Genomic DNA, 24,788 nt, shown 5'->3' on the forward strand with positions numbered 1-24,788 from the left:
ACCTTTCCCCCGGGCCGGCGGCGGCTCGAAGTTCTTCCCATCAAGGATATCCATGACCGAGCTGAATTCACCAGCAGCCCCTGCTCCCGCTGTTCCGGGCGAGTGCGATGTGCTGGTCATCGGCGGCGGTCCGGCGGGTTCCACGGCCGGGGCGCTGCTGGCCCAGCGGGGTTACAAGGTGGTGGTTCTGGAGAAAGAACACCATCCGCGCTTTCACATTGGCGAGTCACTGCTGCCGGCCAACCTCCCGCTGTTTGAAAAACTCGGGGTGGCGGACGCCGTCCGGGCCATCGGCATCGAGAAATGGGGCGCCGAGTTTGTGTCGCCCTGGCACGACAACAAGAGCCAGACCTTCATGTTCGGTGACGCCTGGGACAAATCCATGCCGTTTTCCTACCAGGTGCGGCGCTCAGAGCTTGACGAGATCCTGATACGCAATGCGGCCCGGCTGGGCGCCAAAGTGCTGGAGGGCTGCAGGGTGCGCGAGGTGGCTTTCGCGGCCGACCGCAGCGGCGCCACCGTGTACGCGCTGCATGAGGACGGCCGCCTGCAGGACTGGCGGGCCCGCTTTGTGGTGGACGCCTCGGGCCGCGACACCCTGCTGGGCAAGCAGTTCGACATCAAGCGCCGCAACCCCAAACACAACAGCTCGGCCCTGTATGCGCACTTCACCGGCGCCAAGCGGCACCCGGGCCAGGACGAAGGCAACATCACGATTTTCTGGTTCGACCACGGCTGGTTCTGGTTCATCCCGCTGGCCGACGGCGCCACCAGCATAGGTGCGGTCGTCTGGCCCTACTACCTCAAGAGCCGCAGCAAACCCGTGAAGGAGTTTTTCCTCGACACGATTGCCCTGTGTCCGGCCCTCAGCGAGCGCCTGGCCCACGCCACGCTGTCGTCCGATGTCGAGGCGACCGGCAACTTCTCCTACGCCTGCGAACGCACGCATGGCCCCAATTACGTGATGATTGGTGACGCGTTCACCTTCATCGACCCGGTGTTTTCATCGGGTGTCATGCTGGCCATGCAGGGCGGTTTTGTCGGCGCCGACACGGTCGATACCTGTTTGCGCGAACCGGCAAAAGCCGCTGCCGCGCTGGCGCATTTCGACCGCCAGGTGCGCAAGGGGCCGAAAGAGTTTTCGTGGTTCATCTACCGCGTGACCAACCCGACCATGCGCGACATGTTCATGGGGCCGCGCAATGTGTGGCGCGTGAAGGAGGCCCTGCTGTCCATGCTGGCGGGCGACATTTTCGGCAAGACACCGATCTGGGGTTCGCTGGCGGTGCTCAAGGCGATTTTCTATATCTCCTCGGCCCTGAACTACAAGCGCACCCTGAAGGCGATCCGCATGCGCAAGGCCAATATCCGGGTGGTCGAGGATGCGGCCACGGCTGCGCGCTGACAGCCGCCAGACACGGATGCCATGAAACACGAGTCAAATGCCCTCATGACCGAGCCGCTGGCGCTGCCGTCGCTCCGTCGTTCCCTGCATGAAACCGCCAAGCTGCACCTGGGCTACCTGGTGCTGGGCCTCATCAGCCTGCTTGTCACCCTGCTGGCCTTTCCGATGCGCGCGCTGATGCCGCGGGTGCTGAGCAAACGACTGGGGCGCAAGCTGGTGACCGCGGCAACGCGGCGCTACCTGCGGTTTCTGGTGCTGATCGGGGCCGCCCGCTTCGACCTGTCGGAGCTGGACGCGTTGCGGGATGAAGCGCCCATGGTCATCGCGCCCAACCACCCCTCGCTGCTCGACGCGGTGATGGTTCTGTCGCGCCTGTCCGGTGCGGGTTGCATCATGAAGGCCGAACTCGTCAACAGTGTTTTTTATGGTGCGGGTGCGCGGCTGGCCGGCTACACCCGCAACACGCCGCTGCGCACCATGGTGCAGCTGGCGGTGGACGATCTGCACCAGGGCAGCCATCTGCTGCTGTTTCCCGAAGGCACACGCACCACGCGCTTTCCCGTGGGCCCCTTGCAGGGAACGACCGGGCTGATTGCCAAAAGTGCGGGTGTGCCGGTGCAGACGGTGTTTATTGAAACCAGTTCCGGTTTTCTGGGCAAAGGCTGGCCCTTGCTGCGAGCCCCTAAAATGCCCATCACTTACCGGGTCCGTCTCGGCAAGCGTTTTGATCCGCCGCAGCACACGGCGCGTTTCGTCAGCGAGCTCGAGCAGTATTTCCAGACCGAGCTGGCGCACGCGCAGTTGCCCGGTTTCCCCGTTTCACCGCCGGCCTGAGCATCGTGGCCTGGCGCCCCTTGTCCAGGCTCCCGCACGATGACTGTTTCTGCTCCCGGCGCGTCCCGCACCCATCTGGTCCTGATACCCAGCTACAACCCCGGCCCCAAGGTTTATGAAACCGTGCGCGCGGCACGCGCCCAGTGGACGCCGGTCTGGGTCGTGGTGGACGGCAGCACCGACGACAGCGCCGCCGGCCTGCAGGCCATGGCGGCGAAGGATGAGGGCTTGCGCGTGATCGTGCTGCCGCACAACGTGGGCAAGGGCGCGGCGGTGCTGCACGGGCTGGACCTGGCGACGGCCCAGGGCTTCACTCACGTGTTGACCATGGACTCCGACGGCCAGCACCCGGCCCACCTGATTCCGCAATTCATGGCCGCGTCGAGCGCGCAGCCCGAGATCATGGTGCTGGGCATGCCGGTGTTTGCCGCCGACGCGCCGCGCCTGCGCGTCAACGGCCGCAAGGTTTCCAATGGCTGGGCCAACCTGGAAACGCTGTGGGCCGGCATCGGTGACTCGCTGTTCGGTTTTCGCGTCTACCCGATCGCGCCGCTGCGGCGCGTCATGCACGGCCAGCGCTGGATGCGGCGTTTCGATTTTGACCCCGAGGCGGTGGTGCGCATGTGCTGGCTGGGCGTGAAACCCGTCAACCTGCCGGCCACCGTCAAATACTTTCGCCCCGACGAAGGTGGCGTCTCGCACTTCAACTACCTGCGCGACAACCTGTTGCTGAGCTGGATGCACTCGCGCCTGTTCCTGGGATTTGTGCTGCGGCTGCCGGTGTTGCTGGCGCGACGCTGGTCCGGGCGCTCTTGAGTCTCTCGGCAATTTGCTGCCGCCGGCATTTCAGCTGATCAGCCGGCTTACCCGGGTTTGATCGCCTGGTACTCGGAAAACACGCCCACTTTCAGGTGTTGTTTGACCTGCACCAGCCCGGCTGCGCTCAATGTGGCCATGACCTGCTCCGGTGGAACACAGGCTTCTATACTGTCCCAGTAATAGCGCCAGATGGTAGCGGTGTCCTTTTGCCGGGAAACCAGGCGTGTCAGCAACGGGATCACGCTGCGCATATAGGTTTTGAGGACCCACTGTCCCAGACCGCTTTTTGCCTGGGTGATCTCGAGGATGCACAGGCGGCCGCCCGGTTTCAATACCCGTTGAAATTCTGTAAACGCCACCCCCAGGTCGCTGATGTGGCGAAGGGCGTAACCCATGCTCAGGAAATCAAAGTGATTGTCGGGGAAAGGCAATGATTCCGCCCGGCCCTCCATCAGCACCATGGTCTTGGGCAGCTTGCTGGCCGCCAGCATGCCGGGGCTGGGATCAATCCCGGTGACCAGGGCCGGGTCGCCGGCCAGAAAACAGGCCTGCGCCGCAACCAGGCCGGTTCCCACGCCCACATCGAGCACCCGCATGCCCGCTTTCAGGCCGCCGCGTATGAGGGCCTGACGCCGATAGCGCGAACCGGTGCCCCAGGCCAGCATGGCCTCGATACGGTCGTAGTCGGCAGCGGTGTTGTCAAAAATCTTGCGCAAATAGGCTTGCCTGTCCTGCTCGGTCTGGTAGTAATCGGTGAGCGGGACGTGCGGTGCATGCGCCGCGGGAACGGGATCAGAATTCTTCATGGGATATTTGCCTTTCAGGCTGGAACGTCAGTTGGACCCGCCGCGGGAGGGGCCGTCATGGGTGTGTGCTGGCAAGGCACAAGGAGGATGGCCTTTGACGCTGAGTCAATCAGCTTCATGCCCTTTGCCTCCGGCGTCAATCAGACAAGAGCCGGTTTCGGGGTCAGATCATGCCGCCATTGATGGAAATGACCTGGCCGCTGATGTAGGCCGCACGCTCCGACGCCAGGAAGCCGACAAGGTCGGCGACTTCCTCGGCCTTGCCTGCGCGTTTCATCGGCACCATGCGGTCGATGACGTCCTTGCTGAAGGCGCCCTGGGTCATGGCGGTGTCGATGATGCCGGGGGCCACGGCGTTGACCGTGATGCCGCGGCTCGCCACTTCCAGCGCGAGTGACTTGGTGGCCGCATGCAGCGCGCCCTTGGCGGCCGAGTAGTTGACCTGCCCGCGGTTGCCGGCCACCGCCGCGACCGACGTGATGGTGATGATGCGGCCCCAGCGGGTGCGGATCATGGGCATGGTCAGCGGCTGGGTGACGTGGAAAAAACCATTGAGCGAGACGTCCAGCACGCGCTGCCACTGGGCCAGCTGCATGCCGGGAAACACCGCGTCGTCATGGATGCCGGCGTTGTTGACCAGCACCTGGATGGGGCCGTCCTCGAGTAGGGTTTCCAGGGCCTGGGCGGTGGCTGCGGCGTCGGTCACATCGAAAGCCAAGGCCTGGGCCTGGCCGCCCTGGGCCACGATGTCGGCGGCGACAGCCTGCGCCGTGGCCAGCTGGCTGTTGGCGTGGACGATGACGGCAAAGCCGTCGGCCGCCAGGCGCCGGCTGATGGCCGAGCCCAGGCCGCCGCTGCCGCCGGTGACCAGTGCGCGTTTGAGGGGTGGGGTCATGGGGGACTTGCTGCCGCTGCGGGCGGTGGGGTGGAGGGGGGCAGCGCCAGCGCCGATGCGTCGAGCACTACCACGGCGCGGCCGCTGAGCAGGGGCTGGTCGCCGGCCCGCACGGCAAAGCTGTACAACACGGTGTTGTCGTCGCCGGTCAGCCGGTCGGCGCGGATGGTCAGATCGCCTGCGACCGTGTCCAGCCGATCAACGAACAGCGTGACGCTGCGCATGCTGGCCAGGTAGCCGGCGCGCGGCGGCGTACTGGCGGTGTTCTCGCCGGCCAGGGCTTCGGCCACCAGCGTGCCGTGCACGGCCATGGCCTGCGCGGCGTATTCCACGCCGCAGGCCGCGCCGAGCCGGCCATGGGCCCGCAACGGATGATCGGGCGCGTGGTGGCTGCTGGCCTGGCAGATGATGTGCTGGGTGTCCCAGGCGCTGACGCTGCCCAGCAGGCACATGGTGCCCTGGTGGGGGATGCGGCGTGCGATGTCCTCGTGCCGCAGCGTGGCGGGAGGATGTGCTGCGCTCAGCATGGCCCCACCTGCACGGCCAGCTGCAGACCTTCAAGGTAGTCGATCACGACGCTGCCGGCGTGCTGCGTGGCCACACTGCGCAGCAGCGGCAGGCAACGGGCCGCGGGAATGCTGGCGCGCAGCTGCTCCAGCGCGATGTCGGCCATGGCGGTTGCGCTGGCGCCTGTGAGGCAGGTGGCCGGTGCCAGGGTCCACCGGGCCAGGCTGCGCTTGCTGCGTTGCGGGGCCAGTACCAGCGCCACGCCGAAGGAGTCCGGCAAGGGCCGCACGCTGTGCAGTGGTTCGGGGTAGTCGGTGTCGTAGGCGACCAGCAGGACGGCCGTCTGATCGACCACCGCCTGCGTCATCGCTTCGAGCAGGCCGGCTGCAAAACTGCCATCGTAGGCGCACAGCACGGAGGATGTCGCCATGGAGCCGCTGGAGATGCTCCAGTAGCCGGAAGAAGCGTTGTGCACCGAGTTGTGAAAACGCGTGGGAGAGATCAGCCTGTCGCCCGATGCCAGTGCCTTGCAGATTTCATGGCAATTGATGGCGTCGCCGCTCGACGATGAAAACACCGAGGGCAGCCTGGCCGGGGACAGGCCCGAGGCCGTCACGGCTTCCTGGCCGACGGCCAGCGAGACCTTGACCACGGCGCCCGCACGCCGGCGTTCGGCCGGGGGCAGGGCCATGGGCAGCGGCAGCACGCAGCGCGCCGCCTCGTAAGAAGCGTTGCCGGCCAGCTGTTCGCGCCCCGGCGCCCAGCCCGACAGGCCCGGGCCCAGCAGGCCGATGCCTTCGACATAAACCGTGAGGGACGGCGCAGCGGATGCGGGATTTGTCATCGTCGTTTTACCCGGCACGGCCAAAAATCAGGCTGCAGTTGGTGCCGCCGAAACCAAAGGAATTGCTCAGCACGCGGCGGACGGCCTGTTCGCGGTTGTGCAGCAGGTAGTTCAGGGGCAGGGCCGGGTCCAGTTGCCCTGTGTTCAGGCCGGCCGGCAACAGGCCGTGCTGCAGGGCCAGCGCGCAGATCACCGCCTCCAGCCCGCCTGCCGCGCCGAGGGTGTGGCCCGTGGCGCCCTTGGTGGAACTGCAGGGTGTGCTTGAACCGAACAGGGCCGCCACGGCCCTGGTTTCGGCAGCGTCGTTGCTCGGCGTGGCCGTGCCATGCAGGTTGATGTAGTCGATGTCCGCTGCGCTCAGCCCGGCCGTGGCGAGGGCGTCCTGCATGGCCATGCGCGCGCCCAGGCCCTCGGGGTGGGGCGAAGACATGTGATGGGCATCGCTGGATTCGCCGATGCCCAACAGCAGCACGGCGTCGTTGTTCAGATGCTCCGGCACCGGCTCGAGCAGCGCGAAGGCGGCCGCTTCGCCGATGGAAATGCCGTCGCGTTCGACATCGAACGGCCGGCAGGCCCGGGTGGAAGTCAGGCCCAGGGAATTGAAGCCATACAGCGTTGTCAGGCACAGCGAATCGACGCCACCGACCACCGCTGCGTCTATCAGCCCGGCCGCCATCATGCGGCGCGCCGAAGCAAACACCTTGGCGCTGGAAGAACACGCGGACGAGACCACCACCGCCGGGCCGGCCAGGGCCAGGAAGCTGCGCGTGAAGTCGGCCACGGAGAAAGAGTTGTGCGTGGTCCGGTAGGAAAAATCGGGCGGGAAGGCACCCGTGGACGGGTCGAGCCGGCGGTAGGCCAGCTCGGTCTGCAAAATGCCCGAGGTGCTGGTGCCGATGAAGATGCCGATGCGCTGCGTGCCGTATTTTTGGCTGGCGGCTGCGACGGCTTCGGCAAAACCGTCCTGCATCAGGCCCAACAGTGCGAGGCGGTTGTTGCGGCAGTCGAAGGCTGCCAGTGCTGCGGGAAGTACCACGGCATCGACCCCCGCCACCTCGCCGACAAAGGTGGGCAGATCGACCGTGTCAAATGCGCAGGGCACGAGGCCGCCGCGCTGCCCGCGCAAGGCGCTGAGGGTTTGCTGGAGGCCGCGACCGATGCTGCTGGTCGCGGTGAAATGGGAGAGCCAGAGCGGGTTCAGAAGAAAACGAGCCGATCTAAAAGTGAAGTCATGTTAGCAAATCCATCCGGAGAGAAGGTGATGAAAGGGACGGTCAGGCAACGAGGTAGGGACGATGGTGATTGGCCCGGGTGCGCACCGCATGGCGCAGGGACAGCCAGGCGGTGACGGTCCCCAACAGGAGCCCGGCCCACATGTCCACGGCCACATGCTGGCGTGTGGCCACCGTGGAGTAAACGATGCCGAGGCACCACAGTGCGTTGGTCAGGCATGCCCACGGCGGCGCGCCAAAACGGCGCAGCAGGTGATGCAGCCAGAAGCCCGAAAAAACGGCGGTGGCGACATGCAGGGACGGGCAGGCGTTGCCCGCGGCGTCCATGTTCTTGAGGAAGTCCACGCCCGGGTAAAGGCTCCAGTCGATGTCAGCGGCCGGAACGGTCGTGGGCCAGAAATAGAAAATGACCAACCCGGTCAGGCAGGTGCCGGCCATGGCCAGGCTGTACACATAAAGTTCTCGCCGGCTCGCCAGGAACGCCGGTGGCAGCGACACATACACCCATAGGGATACATAAAGCGACAGGGCCATCGGATCAAAGCCGATCAACCGGTCCAGCCATGTGACCGGCATCACCGTGACGGGATAGACCGGGTTGTTGAGCACATGAAAGTAGGCAGCAAAAAACACCGCGATAAACAGCGGGATACCTATGCTTTTGAGGACCACGTCCCGGGGCACAAGCTGTGCGGCCTGGCGGTACCAGGGCAGGGCTTGTGGGCGAACCAGGGTGGTGCTCATGCCAGGGCCTCGGTCAGGGTCACCGGCTTGAGGCGGGCGGCCGCAGCGCAGGCCAGCACGGCGGGCAGGACCTCGAGAATCACCGGGACGCCGCCTGGTGTGCGGGCGGCGTTGCCGTCGTGCAGCAGCACGATGGCGCCGGCCTTCAGGCCATGCAGCAGTTTGCCGGTGACCTGCCGCGCATTGTTAACCCGTGTGTCGAAACCGCGTACCGACCAGCTGGCCAGCCGCAGACCCATCCGGGCGAGCACGGGCTCGAGAAAGGGATTGCGCAGGCCGGCGGGCGCGCGAAAAAAGAGCGGACGCCGGCCGGTGATCGCGCCCAGGGTGTCCTGTGCAGCCTGCAGCTCCCTGGCCATGCCGCGCGGCCCCATGACGGAAAAGTTGTGGCGATGGTGCTGGCTGTGGTTCTCCACCGCGTGGCCGCGGCGAACGATTTCCCGGCACAGCTCCGGGTAACGTGCGGCCTTTGCACCGATGCAGAAAAACGTGGCCCGGGCGGCGTAACGGTCCAGCAGGTCCAGCACCTGCGGCGTGACCTGCGGGTCGGGCCCGTCGTCGATGGTCAGGGCGATTTCGTTTCGGGCTGTCGCGGCGGCGGGCAGCCGCGACCAGTTCGGACCCAGCCAGTGGCTGCGCGGCCACAGGCCGACGCCGGCCACCAGCGCGTGGTTGGCGACGGCGGCGGCCAATGCCCAGGGCCACAGCGCGGGAGCCGCAACAGCAGCGGCCAGCGCCAGCCCGTGCACAGCCAGGGAGGCGCGTATCAGCGGGCTGGCGTGCCAGCGCGGCTCAGGCCTGGGCATCATGGGGCTGCCTCGCAAAAATCGCTGCATACACCAACGCCAGGATGACGCCGGGCGCCACCGTGGCGCCCATGGCCTGCAGGATGGAAATCTTGGAAAACGCCAGCAGGCCAAACCCTGCGACCGTGGTGAGGTTGGCCAGCGCCATTGAAGCCAGGGTGCGGTGCGAGATGGGCGTGAGCGGGTCGGGCCGGTCGAAAAACAGGGCGTAGTTCGAACCCACTGCCACCACCAGCAGCAAGCCCACCAAGTGCAGGATGATCAGCGGCTGGCCGGCCAGGGCCAGCCCCGCCGTGACCGTGATGACCGAGGCGGCCAGGGGCGCGATGATGCGCAGGACGCGCGTGGGCGAGCGGAACACCAGCAGCAGCAATACGACGATAGAGAGCAGTCCGCCCAGCGACAGCAGCGTGGCTTCGCGCAGGTAGCCGGAGTACAAGCGGTCGGATTCAGCTTTCATGTCCACAAACAGCACATCCGGCGAGTTGCTGCCCAGGGCTGCGCGGATCCGGTCGGCCTGGATGCCCGCGCCTTCCGGCGCCCGCAGCGGCAGCAGCGCCGTCCAGCCGCCGCGCGATGTCTGCAGCAGCAGCGCATCGACCGCCATGGCCAGGGAGGTTTGTTCGAGGCCGGACGCCTGCAGCAAGGGCCGGCTGCGGCTGGTTTCCACGTCGGCCAGAAAGGGGGCGAACACCTCGGCGCGTACTGGCAGGCCCTGCACCGCCTGCGCCAGACGCGGCTGCAAAACCTCCGCCGGCGGCAGGCTGGCCTGGCGCGCGCGCTGCGTCGCCGTGCTCGGAAGGTAGCGGCTCGGGCTTTCAAACCCGGCGAGTTCGCCCTGGTCCACCTGCGCTTGCAGCAGCGCGGACACCTGTTCGGCGGACACCAGCACCGATTCCCGGCTGGTGCCGGAGATGACCACGACGTAACGCACATCGGGGGCGCCCATGTCGGCGCGCAGGCTTTCGTCGAGTGCGATGTCGGCTTGCGACACCGGGCTGAGCGAGGAAATTTTTTCGTTGAGCAGGGTGTCGCGGTGGGTCGCGAGGACGGCGCAGGCGGCCAGCAGCAGCAGAGCCGCCGGCCAGCGCAGCGCTGCGGCGCGCCGCGTCAGCTGGCTGAGCACGCGGCCGATGGCCGAGATGTCGTGGATGCGAAACTGCGCCGGCAACAGGTGTGGCAGGACAAAACGCGTCATGACCGCTGCGGCCACCAGTCCGGCAATGGCGTACAGGCCCAGCTGCGCCAGGCCGGGAAAGCCCGACAGCAGCAGCGAGGCAAAGCCGAAGATCGAGGTCAGCACGCCCAGCCGGATCGTCGGCCAGAAGCGCTTGACCCAGCTTTCCTGCCCGGCGTCCGCCTGTTCGGATTGCACAAACAGATAAATGGAATAGTCCACCGCCTCGCCGATCAGCGCGGTGCCGAAGCCCAGCGTGATGCCGTGCACCGCGCCGAAGCCCAGGCTGACGGCGGCCACGCCTGCCAGCACGCCGCTGAGAACCGGCAGAAAACCCAGCGCCAGCGCGGTCGCCGAGCGGTACACCAGCAGCAGCAGCGTGGCAATGATCACCACGCTGATCAGCGAGAGGCGGCTGACCTGGCTTTTGATGGCTTCGCGCGAAGTGACCGAAAAGACGCCGGGCCCGGTCATCACCAGCTTCGCGGCGGGGCTGTCCCGGCGTGCCGTGTCGAAGGCCTGCCGGATGGCGGCCATGGCGCTTTGCTGGGCGTCGGTGTCGGACCCGTCGGCGCGCGTCTGCATCAGCATCAGGGCGCGGGCACCGTCTCGCGAGGCCCAGGCGCCGTCGATCAGGCGCGGCTGCGTGCCGCTGTCCAGCTGACCGAGCAGTTGCACCATTTCGCCGGTCGGGTCGCGCGGCAGCAGGGACTTGACCATCAGCCCGGCCGGCGAGGCCAGCAGGTCTATGCTTTCGGCCAGGGCCGCATGCAGGCCGTCAGTGCTGAAGCGTTCAGGCGTGACGAGTGGACTGAGCAGGTAGCGGTTGTTGAACAGGTAAGTGCGGTCGCGCTCCTTGTTGACGGGCTCACCGTTGTTGACGGCGATAAAAGCCGGGTCGGCGCGCAGGGTGCGGGCGACCTCTTTGGACAGGCGGGCGCGGGCCGGCCCGTCCTCTCCCTCGATGCCGACCAGGATCAGGCGCGAGGCCAGGCCGTCCTTCAGCTGGTCCATCAGGAGCTGCTGTTCGGCCGTCGGGTTGCGCGGCATGAAGGCCGACAGGTCCGTGGTGATCTGTGTGCGGCTGATGATGGCGCCGCAGGCCAGCAAAAAGGCCAGCCACAACCAGACCGGCAGAAACCGACGCTGGAGCAAGCGGTTCATTTCGCGGCCAGCTTGTCAATCACCATGACCGAGCGGTCCTTGTCGGTCTGCTCGATTTCAATGGTCCTGACCTCGGCGTGGCTGCCGCCGATGCGGATGCGCTGCACCACTTCCAGCATTTTTGTTTCGATGGGACGCAGGGTCAGGGTCCAGCGCTCCTCGGAACCTTCGAGGTCGAGGTTGTAGACACGCCGGAGCGCGACCATGTCGCCGGCCAGGGTGCCGCGTATGCTTTCGGTGAAGGCGACCAGTTCCGGGTAGTCCTGCAGGCGCAGCACCATGCGGCGTTTGCCGCGTTCGACGGTGAGGCTGCTGCCTTCAATCAGCAGCGACTCCGGCCGGGGCTTGAGTGTGCGTTTTTCCAGCCGGTCGGGCGCGGTGTAGAGCAGTTCGCCGGACGACTCCACGGGTGCCTCGAGCAGGGCGATGTATTTCTTTTCGACAAAGCTGGCGCGGCCCGACTTGTTTTTCGCCAGGCCCTGCATCAGCTGGGTCACATCCCAAGCGGCGAAGGCGGGGCTGACGCTGAGGGCCAGCAGCAGGCCGGCGCCGGCCAGCCAGGTTGTTCGTGACGGGGTGGTCGGGCGGAGTGCATCAGTCATGGGGTCGGACCGGGTTGGGACGCAGGTGCCGGTTGGCCGGTCTGCCAGAAATTGAAAAAATTGAACCAGTTGTAGGGCGCCGCGCGGCAATGCTGCTCCAGCAGTTCGGCGTAGCGCAGCATCGCGGCCTGCACCGCCGCTTCGCGCCCGCCTGCAGGAATGGTGGAGAAATCGGCCAGCGTTTCAAAATGGATATCGTAGCGATTGCCGCCGCCATACAGGCCGACCATGAACAGCACCGGCCGCCGCAGGATGGCTGCCATGCGAAACGGCCCCACGGGAATCTCGGCCGGCTCACCGAGAAAGGGCACGGAACGCGTGGTGTCCCGGTTCAGGCAACGGTCGGCCAGCATGCCGACCACGCTGCCGGCCTCGATCAGCTCGTGGACGCGCAACATCGAATCCGCATGCCCCAGTGCCACGATGTCCTGCTGCGCCGCCGGGTTGATGGCGCTCAGGGCGGCATTGATCTTGCGCGCGTTTTCCTCGTACATCACCATGGCCACGCGCAGGCCCGGCTGCCGCCGGCCGACGGCGCGCAGCACCTCGAAACTGCCCACATGCGCGCCCATCAGGAACACGCCTTTGCGGTCCGCCGTGAGTTCGGCCACGAGGTGCTCCTGGTGGATGCGGATGTCGAAAAGGTCGAAGCGGTCGTTGATCAGGTAGACCCGGTCGTGGATCACGGAGGCGAAGCTGAAAAATTGCCGGAACACATGGCGCCAGCCGACCCGCGCTCCCGCCGGCAGCGCCAGCGCGCGGTGCAGGTAGTCGCGCGATGCGCGGCGGGCGGACGCGTTGGCCACCAGAAAGTAGGCGGCAATGCCATACAGCACGCAGCGGCCCGCGCTGCGGCCCAGGCGCAGAGAAATCCAGGTCATCACGCGCAGCATCAGCATGTTGCTGCGCTCCGGGCGATCCCGCCAGGCGGCCTGGCGGCCCGCAGTGGACGGACCGGTCGGTGCCTGGCTCATGGGACACTTTCGAAGACAAAGGTGCCGGTGGCCACCTGCCGGCCACCGCCGGAAATGTCAAAACGTGTCTGCCCTGCAGGGGTCGCCGAGCAGGCAATCGTCAATGTCTCGCCGGGCAGCACAGGGCTGAGGAATTTGGCCGAGGCGATCTGGCAGCGCAGCACCCGGCCCCGGTCGTCCGCTGCGTTCATTCGTGACTGTCCGGCGGCGTGCAGGGCGGCATCGAGCAGCAACACGCCCGGCACCATGGGCCGGCCCGGGAAGTGGCCGGCAAAAGCGGGGTGGTCGGCGGCAAAACAGACCGTCGTGGCTTCACTCTGCACGGGGCGGGCCTTCCTGGGCGGCAGGACTCTGGTGTAAACGGGCCAGCGCCTCCAGGACATCGCGCGGCAGCTTGCCGGTGGCGTTGCGTGGCAGGGCGTCGAGCAGGACCAGCGGGCGCGGCAGGAAGATGCTGTCTATCCGTTCCTTCAGCGCGGCCTGCACGGCGGCTGCCGTCATGTCGGGGGCGACGACAAACGCCACCAGCCGTACCACGGTCTCGTGGCCGCTGTCGTCAGGCATGAAAAACGCGCCGTCGAGCACACCGGGGATGCTGTTGAGGTGATGGTTCAGGTAGGCCAGTGAGTTGCGCTTGCCGGCGATATTGACCAGGTCCTCAAGACGGCCGTGCAGCAGAAAATGGCGGTTGTCGATGGCCTGCAGCACATCGTTGAGCGGCACCACCTGTTCGACATGGCCGCCGCAGGCCCACATGCGCTCATCGTGCGGTGTCAGCGTCACCAGCGGAAACAGCTCCCACTCGGCGGTTTGCGCGGTTCGCCGCGATGCGATCTGGCCGGTTTCGGTGGAGCCGTAAATCTCGAACAGCGGGGCCTCAAAACGGGCTTCGCAGCTTTGCGCAAGCTGCGGGGCCATGGGCGCCGTGGCCGACACCACGAGGTCCAGCGCGGGCAGTTCGATGTTGGAGGCCAGCAGCACGCGCAGATGCACGGGGGTGCTGACCAGCATGCGCGGGCGTGTGACGGACTTGACGGCGCTGACGATGTCGGCCGGGTAAAACGGCTGGCCGGCATGCAAGGCCCCGCCGCTTTGCATGGGCAGCAGGACCGTCGACTCAAAGCCGAACATGTGCTGCGGCGGCACCGTGCCGACGACGGTGCAGGGCGCGGCCTCGTCCAGGCCCAGCCGCAGCGCCTCGCCGCGCGCGCTGCGCACCAGCGAGCCCCAGGTCTTGCGGTGCGGCAGCGGCTGGCCGGTCGAGCCCGAGGTGAACACGTCGGCGACTGCCTGTTCGCCGGGGAGCAAGGGGATGTCGCAGGGCGCTTCAGGATCCGTGTGGGAGGGGCCGTGGGCAAACGCATCCTGGTAGGCAAAACCGGGCAGCTCGATCGCGTGGGGGGCATCGGCCAGGCAGAACACATCGGGCGCCAGGGTGCGCAGCTGGCGCATCATTTCCGGCGTGTGGGTGGGCGGCAGCAGGCTGATCTTCTGCGTCAGCAAGGCGGCGCCGAGGCCGACCGCGAAGTGGTAGCGGTCGCTGCAGGCATTGAGCATGTGTTTGCCCGGCGGCAGCGATGCGGCCAGCTGCTTCACATCGCCCAGGTACTGGCGGACCGTGACGATCTCCCCATAGCGCCAGGCCAGGATGTCGTCACCACGGGTGTGGCTGATGAGCGCGTAGGTCGTCATGGGCTGGGATAGGCTAGGGGCTTGAGCGGGCAAGATGTTGCAGCAGCGCGGTGGGCCTGTCAGGACGAGGGTGGCAGCCCGCCCGCGCTGGCCTGCCGGTAGGCGCGAATCGCCTCCAGCGGACCGGACCGGTCGGATGGGGCCAGCAGCAACAGGCGCGCCGCGTATTCGGCAGAGAACATCATGACCAGCAGCGGCAGGTTCAGCAGGTTGGCAAAAGCCGACCAGACGCTGACCGGGGCAAGCCAGAACAGCAGCAGCGACAGCGTGGTCATGACGGTGAAATACAGGGTCCAGGCCCAGGTGACCTGCCGGGTGTAACGGGCCAGGGCGGGCGACAGGCTGCCGTGAATCATGGCGGCAAACCGCGAGACCATGGGTTGCTGGCCGGCGCGCAGGGTACGCGCGAAGGTCAGGCCCAGCAGCGCCTGCATGCCGGCATGTTGCAGCAGAAACACCCAGTTGTAGTGCTGCACGAGCCAGCCGCTCACGGCATACAGCAGGGCGCTGCCGGCCAGGCACAGCAGCAGCATCCAGGGCCGCTGCGGCGAGCGCCAGGCCAGCACGAGGGCCAGCGCGATCAGCGGCGCCATGGCCACCGCTGCGTCCAGCAGGTCGGGGTGGGGGTCGGCTGACGCAAGATGCGCCAGCACCGGGTAGGCGGCGCAGACGGCGGCAATGGCTGCCCAGCGGACGCCGCGCAGCACTTTTGCCGTCAAGCCAGGCTTCACTTCGTTCTTTGCAGCGCGATGTGGTCGCTCAGGCTGCGCAGCGACTGGAAGATGGCGGTGTTGTCCTCATGGTCCGCGCGCAGCTGCAGGCCATAACGCTTGGACAGGACCAGCGCGATTTCCAGGATGTCGATCGAGTCCAGCCCCAGGCCCTCGCCGTACAGCGGCTCATCGGGCAGGATGTCCGCGGCAGCGGTTTCCAGATTCAGGGAAGTGACCACCAGTTCGGCCACTTCACGCATCAGCGCAGCATCGGCTGCAGGCGCTGCAGAAGGTTGTAGGGAGGAGTCTGGCATCGTGGTTATGGGCATGGATTTTCAGGGTGGCGGGGCGTTGCGCCGGTGCGGCCAACCCCGCGGTTCAGTGATGTTTTGATGGTAACTGACATTGTTTTTTACACACTGTGTGGCTGTAGGTGGCCACCCCTGGAGTGTGTCAGATCGAAACGAAACAAGACGTAAAAAGTACCCCCGAAAACACGGTGGCAGCGGGTCCTGGTCTAGCCGGCCTCGCTGTCACCGGATTTCGCGGCCCGCGGGGCGCGGGGCACCGACAGGGTCTGGGTCTGGATGGGCGCTGCGGCCTCGGCAGGCAGGGCGGCATCGAGCACGGCCTGGCGCACGCTGGCCTTGTCGCCGGCGCCTGCAAATTTGCTGTACTTGCCAAGCGTGGTCACCAGCTGGCCGTAGATGCGCGGGTTGCCGGCCACACATTCACCGTGGTCCATGAAGTCGGATTCGCCGGTGAAGTTGCCGATCAGGCCACCGGCTTCGGTGACCAGCAGCGAGCCGGCCGCCACGTCCCAGGGCTGCAGGCCGCTTTCAAAAAAGCCGTCGCTGAAACCGGAGGCCACATAGGCCAGGTCCAGCGCAGCGGCACCGGGGCGGCGCACGCCGGCGCACTGGCTCATGACTTCGCCGAGCGCGTTGAGGTAGGTCTTGAGCTTGTCGCCGGGCCGGTAGGGGAAACCGGTGGAGATCAGGCATTCCTGCAGGCGGGTACGTTTGGCGACCCGGATGCGGCGGTCGTTGACGTAGGCGCCGCGGCCCTTGCTGGCGCTGTAGATGTCATTGCGGGTGGGGTCATACACCACCGCCTGCTCGACCTTGCCGCGCACGGTCAGGGCAATGCTCACGCAGTAAAACGGGAAACCGTGGATGAAATTGGTGGTGCCGTCCAGCGGGTCAATGACCCACACGAATTCGGAATCCTTGGCGCCGTGTTCGCTGCCCGACTCTTCGGCCAGGATGCCGTGGCCGGGGTAGGCGGTCAGCAGGGTCTCGATGATGATCGCTTCGGCCGCATGGTCGACTTCGGTGACGAAGTCGTTGGTCTGCTTGGCCGAAACACGGACCGCTTCCACATCAAGCGCAGCACGGTTGATGATGGCGCCGGCGGCGCGTGCAGCCTTGACGGCCACATTGAGCATGGGGTGGAGATTGCTGGACATATAGGGCTAAGAAAGAGCGGAAGGGCTGCGGCCCGGTAACCGGGGGCAGGCGACAATAACGCCATTTTACCGGCTCGGGCCGGTTACCCGGCTTTTTATCCATGAAAACGCGCTTTATCCTGATCAACACCAGCCACGCCGGCAACGTCGGCGCCGCCGCCCGTGCCATGAAAGTCATGGGGTTCGGCGACCTGGTGCTGGTGGCGCCGCGCTGGGACAATGTGCTCAGGCGCGAGGAAACCATCCAGCGTTCCAGCGGGGCGCTGGACGTGCTGAAGAATGCCCGCATCGTCGCCACGCTGGACGAGGCGCTGGACGGCATGACCCATTTGTGCGCCACGGCCATGACACCGCGCGACTTCGGTCCGCCCACACGGGCGCCGCGCGAGCATTTCGCCGAGTTGCTGGGTACTGCCGATCTACTATCAAAAAGAGAGCTGACTGCGCCCACGGGACAAGGGCTGGAGGCCAATTCCGATTCAAAACCCGACGGGGTGGCCTTTTTGTTCGGTTCCGAGCGTTTCGGCATGCAAAACGAAGACGTCTACCGCTGCCACGTGGCGTTGAGCATCCCGACCGACCCGAAGTTCGGCTCGCTCAACCTGGCCGCGGCGGTGCAGCTGATTGCCTACGACTGGCGCGAGGCGCTGGGCGGTTTTGGCGTGCAGGCGGCCACGCCCGAACCCCGGCTGGCCGATGCCGCCGCCGTGGCCGGCATGCTCGGGCACTGGGAGCAGGCGCTGGCCGACATCGGCTTTCTGGACCCGGCGTCACCGAAGAAGCTGATGCCGCGCCTGAACCAGCTGTTCAACCGCGCGCAGCTGAGCCCCGAAGAGATCCATATCCTGCGCGGCGTGGCCAAGGCCATGTGCCAGAAAGCCCACGAAGCTGCCGCGCCGCAGCGCAGGGCCGCCCCAAGCGAGGCGAGCCCCCTCGGGGGGCATCCTTCGACAGGCTCAGGACGAACGGATTCTTGCGAGGGTGGGGGCGCCGGCATCACGGGCGCGCCAGCAGAGTCAGCCGCCAAGCCATAAACTCGCAGCATGTTCTCCAGACTCCGCTCCGACATCCAGTGCATTCTTGAACGCGACCCGGCCGCACGCAGCGGCTGGGAAGTGCTGACCTGTTACCCCGGCCTGCACGCGATCATTCTTCACCGGGGCGCGCACTGGTGCTGGACCCACGAGCTCAAATGGCCGGGGCGTTTCATCTCGCACATCGCGCGCTGGCTGACGGGCATCGAGATCCACCCCGGCGCCATCATCGGTGAACGTGTGTTTTTCGACCACGCCATGGGTGTGGTGGTCGGCGAAACCGCCGAAATCGGCGACGGCTGCACGATTTACCAGGGTGTGACCCTGGGCGGCACCTCGCTCTACAAGGGCGCGAAACGCCATCCGACCCTGGGAAAAAACGTCGTGGTGAGCGCTGGCGCCAAGGTGCTGGGCGGCTTTCTGGTCGGCGACGGCGCCAAGATCGGCAGCAATGCCGTCGTGATCAAGCCGGTGCCGGCCGGTGCAACGGCGGTCGGCATCCCGGCGCGCATCATTCCGTCGAAAACCGGCGAAAGCGCCGATGTCACGACGGCGCCAAGCCCGTTCCTAGCCTACGGCATCACGCTGGAGGACGATCCGGTGTCCCAGGCGATGAAGGGCCTGATCGACAACGCTTCCTCGCAGGAGCACCAGATTGCGCTGCTCTGGCAGGCGATCGAGAAGCTGTCGGAAAACGGGAAGGCGCACCGGGACTGCGTGCCGGATGATGCGGCGCTGCAGGAGACCTTTGAGGCTGAGAAGTTGAATCAGTTGATGGGGAAGTAAGGGCCGGCCTTTGCAAGCCTGCGCCTTTCGGGTGCTTTGGACAAGCCGGGACTCGCCCCGGCGGGCGACTTACTTTTCTTTGCTTTGCCAAAGAAACCTAAGGAAAAGAAAGGCGACCCGATGGTCTGGGTCCCTCCGCTTCGCTCCAGGCAGCCTGCGGTGCTCGACAAAAGCGGGGTCTCGCTCGAACTCGGCTTCGCCTCAAACAATCGCGAGCCCTGATCCGCTTTTGCCTGCGCTCCTCGGCCCAGCCCGACGGGTGGGGGGAACAAATGCGGGTGCGGGGAGACATGACGCGCGCAGCGCGTCATGTCGGAGTCAAGCGGCCGTGATGTTTGCACGCGAGCGCAGCACACACGGCCAAATGAAGCTCCCTCCATCGCCCAGCGGGGCGAGGGAGGGCGGGGGGAGGGAGTGGGGAGTCACGCCTACTGTCCTGAGCAGACCGCGGATGCAGCGTGATGCAAGAGATGCTATCGAATCAATAGCTATCAGCGCCCGCCACACAAGGGGAAAGTGCCGATTTGATATAAAGAATCAGGCAGAAGCCGCCCGGATCGCCGATTTGGGCCGGAATGCCTTGCACACCGCCTCGTCGGTTTCCAGGTAAGGCCCGCCAATCAGGTCGATGCAATACGGCACGGCGGCAAAAATGCCGGCGACCGCTTGCGAACCGTCGGCATTTTTCAGGCCTTCGAGTGTTTCGGCAATCGCCTTGGGCTGGCCGGGCAGGTTCAGGATCAGGCTCTGGCCGCGGATCACGGCGACCTGGCGTGACAGGATGGCGGTGGGCACGAACTTCAGGCTGATCTGGCGCATCTGCTCGCCAAAACCCGGCATTTCCTTGTGGCCGACCGCCAGCGTCGCTTCGGGCGTCACGTCGCGCAGGGCGGGCCCGGTACCGCCGGTGGTCAGCACCAGCGCGCAGCCGGCATCGACCAGTTCGATCAGGGTGGCGCTGATTTGCGCCTGCTCGTCGGGAATCAGGCGCTCTGCAAATTCAACCGGGTTGCGCAGCGCGCGGCCCAGCCAGTCTTTCAGCGCGGGCAGGCCCTTGTCTTCGTAGACGCCGCTGGACGCCCGGTCGCTGACCGAGACGATGCCGATTTTCACTGCATCGTGGGCCATGGTCAGGGAGCCTCCGGTGCCAGCGTCTGCCGCACCAGCTGGAAAATCTCGCGGTAGGACTTGCCGTGGCGCGGCGCTTCGCCCGGTTTTTCGGGCTTGGCGTCCTTGCGGGCCTGGCGCACCAGGGCGCGCAGCTGCTGCGAATCAGTGTCCGGGTGTTCTGCCAGCCAGTCGCCCATTGCATCGTCGGAGGCGATCAGCTTGTCGCGCCACTGCTCGGCCAGGTGCAGCGCCAGCGTGAGCTGCGCCGAGCCGTTTTTCTGCTCGTCGATCGCCGCGCGAATCGGTTCGGTGTCCAGCGGGCGCATCAGCTTGCCGATGAACTGCATCTGGCGCCGTTTGCCCTCGAAATTGGTGATTTTTTTGGCCTGGGCGATGGCATCGAGCAGTTTTTCGGGCAGGTCCAGGCGCGCCATCAGGTCGGCACGCAGGGTGAGCAGGGCTTCGCCGAGGGCCTGTTTTTCGTCGGCTTCGGCCTTGAGCTGGGTTTTGCTGGGCGGGCCGACTTCTTCCAGCGCAATTTCTTCGGGTTTCACGAAGCGGCCGTGGGACCAGTAGCCCTTGATAGCCTTGGGAGTCTTGTTGTTCATAGCAGTCAGTATCATAGCTACCCATATGACCCTCAAGACTTCCAAGACATCCTCCGGCGCCAAACAGGCGACCCGGCCCTCGCCCCAACCGGAAAAGGGCTTCAGTTACCACCGTGACTTTTTCGAGGAACTGGTGGACAGCGCCCTCGCGCACGCCAAAAAAATCGGTGCCACCGATGCCGCCGCCGAGGCTTCCGAAGGCTGCGGCCTGAGTGTCAGCGTGCGCAAGGGTGAACTTGAAAATGTGGAGCGCAACCGCGACAAGTCGCTGGGCATCACGGTGTATGTGGGCCAGAAACGCGGCAACGCCTCGACCAGCGACTTTTCGAAAGCAGCGATCGAGCAGACCGTGAAGGCGGCCTACGACATCGCGCGTTTCACCGCCGAAGACAAAACCTCCGGCCTGCCGGCCGACCGCGACATCGCCCGCGTGCACCCCGAGCTGGACCTGTTCCACCCCTGGGCCATCGACTCGGAAGGCGCAGCCCGCCTGGCGCTGCAATGCGAGGCGGCCGCCCTGGGCACCAGCAAACGCATCACCAACAGCGAAGGTGCGGGTGTGTCGGCCCAGCAAAGCCATTTTTTCAGCGCGCACACGCGCGGTTTCCGCGGCGGTTATGCCAGCTCGCGCCACAGCATCTCCGTCGCGCCTATCGCGGGCAAGGGCAGCCAGATGCAGCGTGATGCCTGGTACAGCTCCATGCGTGACGCCAGCGAACTGGCCAGCCCCGAGGCGGTCGGTCGTTACGCCGCCGAACGCGCCTTGGCGCGCCTGAACAGCCGCAAGATCAAGACCGTGCAGTGCCCGGTGCTGTTCGAGTCGCCGCTGGCCGCCGGCCTGCTGGGCGGCTTTGTGCAGGCCGTCAGCGGCGGTGCGCTGTACCGCAAAAGCACTTTTCTGCTGAACAGCCTGGGCAAGCCGGCGTTTCCCGACCACATCGACATCAGCGAAGACCCGCACCTGCGCAAGGGCAAGGGCAGCGCGCCGTTTGACGAAGAAGGTGTGAAAACGCGCGCGCGCAAGGTGGTCGAGGCCGGCATCGTGCGCGGCTACTTTTTAAGCACTTATTCGGCGCGCAAGCTCGGCATGCGCACCACCGGCAATGCTGGCGGCTCGCACAACCTGGTGCTGAGCAGCCGCCAGACGAAAGCCGGTGACGACCTCGACGCCATGCTCAAAAAGCTGGGCACCGGCCTGTTTGTGACCGAACTGATGGGCCAGGGCGTGAACTATGTGACGGGCGACTACTCGCGCGGCGCCTCGGGTTTCTGGGTCGAGAAAGGGCAGATTGCCTTTCCGGTGGAAGAAATCACGATTGCCGGCAACCTCAAGGACATGCTGATGGGCATCCAGGCCGTGGGTGCCGATGTCTACAACTACGGCGCCAAGAGTGTGGGCTCCATCCTGATCAACAGGATGAAGGTAGCCGGAAGTTAAATACAGATTCGAAAGCGGCAATGGAAAACTCAATTGATGTTAGTACTTTGCTGCGGTTTGACTCACCCAAGGATTTTTCAAGTCGACGAGCCTACCAAGCCGAGATCGATTCTTCTGTGCATCAGCTAGAGCGAATTCTGGGAGGCTATTCTTTTGGCAAAGATAACTACACACAGTGTGGCCTAAAGGGATGTCGGACATTGCACGGGAAAGGCTATGTCGTTCAAACTTTGGATGGCATCGAGACCAATATAGGTAAAGACTGTGGAACAAGGCATTTCGGGCAACGATTTGAAGACTTGGAAGGGCAATTCACTCGATTAGTGGAGGAGTCAGCCAGGCGCGATAGGGTGCAAGACGCAATTCGGCAAAAGGACGCCACCGTCCAAAAGACCGTAACCTTGCTGAAGGACTGTCGGAGCTGGGAAGCTGAGGTAGACAGGTTATTCAAGGAGCTTGATAGAGAGTCATCGCTTATCAGCGTGCTTCGAGCTGCGATGAGAACTGACGGAGCTCTGGTTGTTGACCGGCAACTCTCGGCGGCGGAGAGAGAGCTTTCTGGGGGCAGCCAACGGTACATCCGTGAGACGGTTGGACGTCTCTATGGTCTTTCAGTTCTTGGGATGAAAAAAGTATCAATTGAGCTTCAAGCTGAGGCCCTAGTCCCACTTCACGAGCTTAGCGATGATCAGCTTAGCGCCATGTCAGCCAGTGCGATCAGAACAAAAGCACAGTGGCTGAGCGAGCTCGAAGCCACATTGCTACGCGCCGAATCCTATATTCGATCTGCGCGAGAATTTTGTAGCCAGCAAAACTGGCGGACCTTTTCCCAAGCATTTGACGCTGGTCGTCATAAGACAACGGATCGCGGGCGTGCAATATTGAAGCGACTGGCTCAACAAACGCCTGTGTAGTCGCAGCCTAAAGCGGCTATTTATCCACCAAAGGAGAGGGTTTATCCCGCCAGTGCAGCTTTCACCGCAGCCGAGACCTGGCCCATGTCGGCCTTGCCGGCGAGTTTGGCTTTCACCGCGCCCATGACCTTGCCCATGTCGCCGGGGCCGCTGGCGCCCAGTTCAGTGACGATGGCCTTGACCTCGGCGGCGACTTCCTCGGCGCTCAGGCGCGCGGGCAGGTAGGCCTGCAGTACCACCAGTTCGGCGGCTTCCTTGTCGGCCAGGTCCTTGCGCTCGGCTTTCTGGAAGGCCTCGATCGAGTCCTTGCGCTGCTTGATCAGCTTGTCGACGATGGCGACCACGGCGGCATCGTCGAGCACCACGCGCTCGTCCACCTCTTTCTGCTTGAGGGCCGCCAGCAGCAGGCGGATGGTGCCCAGGCGCTCGCTGTCCTTGGCGCGCATGGCGGTTTTCATGTCTTCGGTGATCTGGTCTTTGAGGGACATGGCGGTCTCCACGAAACGGGTTGAAAGGTCAAAAAGGCGTCAGAAACACAAAAGCCCGCAGAGCGTCCTCGTGCGGGCTTTTTTGCCGGAGGGCGTGTACTGGCTTAGTACAGCTTCTTGGGCAACTGCATCGAGCGGATGCGTTTGTAGTTGCGCTTGACAGCGGCAGCTTTTTTACGCTTGCGCTCGGCGGTGGGCTTTTCGTAGAACTCGCGCGCGCGCAGGTCGGTCAGCAGACCGAGTTTTTCGATGGTGCGCTTGAAACGGCGCAGAGCCACGTCGAAGGGCTCATTGTCTTTTACACGAATAGTCGTCATTGATGAAGTGATCCAAAATTTTGCGCCCTTAGTGATCTGATCAGAATCAGGCCGGACGCGGGTTTGCTAGCAAAGCCTTAGATTATAGCGGGATTTCAAGGCAAGTCCTTGAAACACCGATGGACGGCGCACCCGTACGGGTCAGTTTTTTGCCACCGCCCCCGAATTGTCTGCCAGAGCCATCGCACAGGCGTGGGCGCTCGCCCAAGCCCACTGGAAATTGTAACCGCCGAGCCAACCGGTAACGTCCACCACTTCGCCGATGAAATACAGGCCGGGTTGCTTCGATTCCAGGGTCTGGGACGACAAATCCCGGGTGTCCACACCGCCCAGCGTCACCTCGGCCTTTTTGTAACCTTCGGTACCGGTCGGTGTCAGTTGCCAGTCGGCCAGCCGGTCGGCCAGCGTCGTCAGGGCCTTGTCGGTGGCCTCGCTGACGGGTTTTTGCCAGGCCGGGTCGCGGCTGACCCAGGCGTCGGCCAAGCGGGCGGGCACCAGCGCCGCCAGCTCATTGGCGATCAGTTTTTTCGAGCTCGCCTTGGCGCGCAGCAGCAGGTTCGGCAGGTCCATACCGGGCGCGAGGTTGATGCGCACCGGCTGGCCTTCGCGCCAGAAGCTGGAGATCTGCAGCACCGCCGGGCCGCTCAGGCCCCGGTGGGTGAAGAGCAGGTCCTCGGCGAAGACCACGGCTTTTTTTCGTTGTTTGGGGGTCGCGTCCGGCGGTCCGGTTTCGATCCGCACCGGCAGGGCCAAGCCGGCCAGCTGGGCATAGGGCGCCCAGGCCTCACCGTCGAAGGTCAGCGGCACCAGCGCGGCACCCGGCTCCACCAGGCGCAGGCCGAACTGTTTCGCGATGCGGTAACCAAAATCGGTCGCGCCAATCTTGGGGATCGACAGGCCGCCGGTGGCGATGACCAGCTGGGGCGCCTCGATCAGTCCCCGGTCGCTCTCTATTTTGTAGCTGCCCGCGCCCGTCCCGTCAGGGCTCGAGTCATATTTGATGCTTGAAACCCGGCAGGGCTGCCAGCGCGTGACGCCGCCGGCATCACATTCGGCCAGCAGCAGCGTGATGATGTCCTCCGCCGAGCGGTCGCAAAACAGCTGGCCCTTGTGTTTTTCGTGAAACGGGATGCCGTGGCGCTGCAGCAGTGCGATGAAGTCCTGCGGTGTGTAGCGCGACAGCGCCGAGCGGCAAAAATGCGGGTTCTCGCTGACGAAGTTGGCGGGCGTGGTGTCCCGGTTGGTGAAGTTGCAGCGGCCACCGCCCGAGATGCGGATTTTTTCGGCGACTTTCTCGCTGTGGTCCACCAGCAGCACCTTCAGGCCGCGCTGGCCGGCGAGGCCGGCGCAGAACAGCCCGGCCGCACCGGCACCCACCACCACCACGTCAAATTTTTTGGTCAAATCGGCC

At 65.1% G+C, this 24,788-nt stretch carries 26 protein-coding genes and 1 pseudogene; 7 read left to right on the forward strand and 20 right to left on the reverse strand.

Going from position 1 to position 24,788, the window contains the following annotated elements; all coding sequences use genetic code 11:
- The first annotated feature begins 52 nt into the window (after positions 1-52).
- Genes PSV40_RS17390 through PSV40_RS17400 form a run of 3 tightly spaced genes read left to right on the forward strand, consistent with a single transcriptional unit; the run spans position 53 to position 3,055 of the window.
- A complete protein-coding gene (locus tag PSV40_RS17390) occupies positions 53-1,405 on the forward strand; it encodes an NAD(P)/FAD-dependent oxidoreductase (RefSeq protein ID WP_300540122.1) in 1,353 nt (450 codons plus the stop codon).
- Between the two features lie 21 nt (positions 1,406-1,426).
- Positions 1,427-2,239: a lysophospholipid acyltransferase family protein gene (locus tag PSV40_RS17395; RefSeq protein WP_300540124.1), complete on the forward strand. Its 813-nt coding sequence runs from the start codon at positions 1,427-1,429 to the stop codon at positions 2,237-2,239.
- Positions 2,240-2,278: 39 nt separating this feature from the next.
- Entirely contained in the window at positions 2,279-3,055 is a 777-nt protein-coding gene (locus PSV40_RS17400) for a glycosyltransferase family 2 protein (RefSeq protein ID WP_300540125.1), read from the forward strand.
- Positions 3,056-3,102: 47 nt separating this feature from the next.
- On the opposite strand, the gene PSV40_RS17405 is transcribed toward PSV40_RS17400, so the two are convergent.
- The 15 genes from PSV40_RS17405 to PSV40_RS17470 all read right to left on the reverse strand — a co-directional run bounded on the left by PSV40_RS17405 (position 3,103) and on the right by PSV40_RS17470 (position 16,682).
- Complete coding sequence (locus PSV40_RS17405; protein WP_300540127.1) at positions 3,103-3,864, reverse strand: class I SAM-dependent methyltransferase; 762 nt, start codon at positions 3,862-3,864, stop codon at positions 3,103-3,105.
- Between the two features lie 163 nt (positions 3,865-4,027).
- Positions 4,028-4,759 (reverse strand): 3-oxoacyl-ACP reductase FabG, encoded by a 732-nt coding sequence (gene fabG, locus PSV40_RS17410; protein WP_300540128.1) that lies wholly within the window; start codon positions 4,757-4,759, stop codon positions 4,028-4,030.
- Positions 4,756-5,286, reverse strand: coding sequence for a 3-hydroxylacyl-ACP dehydratase (locus PSV40_RS17415; protein WP_300540130.1), 531 nt, complete (start codon positions 5,284-5,286; stop codon positions 4,756-4,758). Before PSV40_RS17415 ends, fabG begins: the two co-directional genes overlap by 4 nt.
- Positions 5,280-6,110 carry a beta-ketoacyl synthase chain length factor gene (locus tag PSV40_RS17420; RefSeq protein ID WP_300540132.1) on the reverse strand — a complete coding sequence of 277 codons (831 nt, stop codon included), beginning with the start codon at positions 6,108-6,110 and terminating at the stop codon, positions 5,280-5,282. Before PSV40_RS17420 ends, PSV40_RS17415 begins: the two co-directional genes overlap by 7 nt.
- 7 nt (positions 6,111-6,117) lie before the next feature.
- On the reverse strand, positions 6,118-7,311 hold the full coding sequence (locus tag PSV40_RS17425) for a beta-ketoacyl-[acyl-carrier-protein] synthase family protein (protein WP_300540351.1): 1,194 nt from the start codon (positions 7,309-7,311) through the stop codon (positions 6,118-6,120).
- Between the two features lie 73 nt (positions 7,312-7,384).
- Positions 7,385-8,086, reverse strand: a complete 702-nt coding sequence (locus PSV40_RS17430; RefSeq protein WP_300540134.1) for a phosphatase PAP2 family protein — start codon at positions 8,084-8,086, stop codon at positions 7,385-7,387.
- Positions 8,083-8,895 (reverse strand): polysaccharide deacetylase family protein, encoded by an 813-nt coding sequence (locus PSV40_RS17435; RefSeq protein ID WP_300540136.1) that lies wholly within the window; start codon positions 8,893-8,895, stop codon positions 8,083-8,085. The genes PSV40_RS17430 and PSV40_RS17435 overlap by 4 nt, the downstream gene beginning before the upstream one ends.
- Positions 8,879-11,233, reverse strand: a complete 2,355-nt coding sequence (locus tag PSV40_RS17440) for an MMPL family transporter (RefSeq protein ID WP_300540138.1) — start codon at positions 11,231-11,233, stop codon at positions 8,879-8,881. Before PSV40_RS17440 ends, PSV40_RS17435 begins: the two co-directional genes overlap by 17 nt.
- Entirely contained in the window at positions 11,230-11,835 is a 606-nt protein-coding gene (locus PSV40_RS17445; RefSeq protein WP_300540140.1) for a LolA-related protein, read from the reverse strand. The genes PSV40_RS17440 and PSV40_RS17445 overlap by 4 nt, the downstream gene beginning before the upstream one ends.
- Entirely contained in the window at positions 11,832-12,809 is a 978-nt protein-coding gene (locus PSV40_RS17450; RefSeq protein WP_300540142.1) for an acyl-CoA synthetase, read from the reverse strand. The genes PSV40_RS17445 and PSV40_RS17450 overlap by 4 nt, the downstream gene beginning before the upstream one ends.
- Positions 12,806-13,132, reverse strand: coding sequence for a 3-hydroxyacyl-ACP dehydratase (locus PSV40_RS22895; RefSeq protein ID WP_305358067.1), 327 nt, complete (start codon positions 13,130-13,132; stop codon positions 12,806-12,808). Before PSV40_RS22895 ends, PSV40_RS17450 begins: the two co-directional genes overlap by 4 nt.
- Positions 13,122-14,501: an AMP-binding protein gene (locus tag PSV40_RS17455; protein WP_366915045.1), complete on the reverse strand. Its 1,380-nt coding sequence runs from the start codon at positions 14,499-14,501 to the stop codon at positions 13,122-13,124. Before PSV40_RS17455 ends, PSV40_RS22895 begins: the two co-directional genes overlap by 11 nt.
- A 59-nt stretch (positions 14,502-14,560) precedes the next feature.
- Entirely contained in the window at positions 14,561-15,220 is a 660-nt protein-coding gene (locus PSV40_RS17460; RefSeq protein WP_300540144.1) for a hypothetical protein, read from the reverse strand.
- Positions 15,221-15,228: 8 nt separating this feature from the next.
- Positions 15,229-15,528, reverse strand: coding sequence for a phosphopantetheine-binding protein (locus PSV40_RS17465; protein ID WP_300540352.1), 300 nt, complete (start codon positions 15,526-15,528; stop codon positions 15,229-15,231).
- 203 nt (positions 15,529-15,731) lie between these two features.
- On the reverse strand, positions 15,732-16,682 hold the full coding sequence (locus tag PSV40_RS17470) for an inositol monophosphatase family protein (RefSeq protein WP_300540146.1): 951 nt from the start codon (positions 16,680-16,682) through the stop codon (positions 15,732-15,734).
- A 101-nt stretch (positions 16,683-16,783) separates the two neighbouring features.
- Between PSV40_RS17470 and PSV40_RS17475 the strand changes: the two are divergent.
- Both PSV40_RS17475 and cysE read left to right on the forward strand, forming a co-directional pair.
- A pseudogene (locus PSV40_RS17475) lies at positions 16,784-17,551 on the forward strand (RNA methyltransferase); the annotation flags it as partial.
- Positions 17,552-17,725: 174 nt separating this feature from the next.
- Positions 17,726-18,502 (forward strand): serine O-acetyltransferase, encoded by a 777-nt coding sequence (cysE, locus tag PSV40_RS17480; RefSeq protein WP_300540148.1) that lies wholly within the window; start codon positions 17,726-17,728, stop codon positions 18,500-18,502.
- Between the two features lie 537 nt (positions 18,503-19,039).
- On the opposite strand, the gene mog is transcribed toward cysE, so the two are convergent.
- Both mog and yjgA read right to left on the reverse strand, forming a co-directional pair.
- Positions 19,040-19,630 (reverse strand): molybdopterin adenylyltransferase, encoded by a 591-nt coding sequence (mog, locus tag PSV40_RS17485; RefSeq protein ID WP_300540150.1) that lies wholly within the window; start codon positions 19,628-19,630, stop codon positions 19,040-19,042.
- Positions 19,631-19,632: 2 nt separating this feature from the next.
- Positions 19,633-20,220 (reverse strand): ribosome biogenesis factor YjgA, encoded by a 588-nt coding sequence (gene yjgA / locus PSV40_RS17490; protein WP_300540152.1) that lies wholly within the window; start codon positions 20,218-20,220, stop codon positions 19,633-19,635.
- Positions 20,221-20,245: 25 nt separating this feature from the next.
- Here yjgA and pmbA point away from each other — a divergent pair, with 25 nt between their 5' ends.
- A complete protein-coding gene (gene pmbA / locus PSV40_RS17495) occupies positions 20,246-21,658 on the forward strand; it encodes a metalloprotease PmbA (RefSeq protein ID WP_300540154.1) in 1,413 nt (470 codons plus the stop codon).
- Positions 21,659-21,678: 20 nt separating this feature from the next.
- Complete coding sequence (locus PSV40_RS17500; protein WP_300540156.1) at positions 21,679-22,572, forward strand: hypothetical protein; 894 nt, start codon at positions 21,679-21,681, stop codon at positions 22,570-22,572.
- 41 nt (positions 22,573-22,613) lie between these two features.
- Here the strand turns inward: PSV40_RS17500 and PSV40_RS17505 are convergent, their stop codons facing one another.
- The 3 genes from PSV40_RS17505 to PSV40_RS17515 all read right to left on the reverse strand — a co-directional run bounded on the left by PSV40_RS17505 (position 22,614) and on the right by PSV40_RS17515 (position 24,781).
- Positions 22,614-23,060: a GatB/YqeY domain-containing protein gene (locus PSV40_RS17505; protein WP_096666012.1), complete on the reverse strand. Its 447-nt coding sequence runs from the start codon at positions 23,058-23,060 to the stop codon at positions 22,614-22,616.
- A gap of 104 nt (positions 23,061-23,164) precedes the next feature.
- The gene (gene rpsU / locus PSV40_RS17510; protein WP_007872347.1) at positions 23,165-23,377 is read right to left on the reverse strand and encodes a 30S ribosomal protein S21; all 213 of its coding nucleotides are present in this window, start codon (positions 23,375-23,377) and stop codon (positions 23,165-23,167) included.
- 141 nt (positions 23,378-23,518) lie between these two features.
- Complete coding sequence (locus PSV40_RS17515; RefSeq protein ID WP_300540158.1) at positions 23,519-24,781, reverse strand: NAD(P)/FAD-dependent oxidoreductase; 1,263 nt, start codon at positions 24,779-24,781, stop codon at positions 23,519-23,521.
- Positions 24,782-24,788 lie beyond the last annotated feature (7 nt).

The organism is Polaromonas sp., assembly GCF_029945925.1.
Classification (GTDB): Bacteria; Pseudomonadota; Gammaproteobacteria; order Burkholderiales; family Burkholderiaceae_C; genus Polaromonas.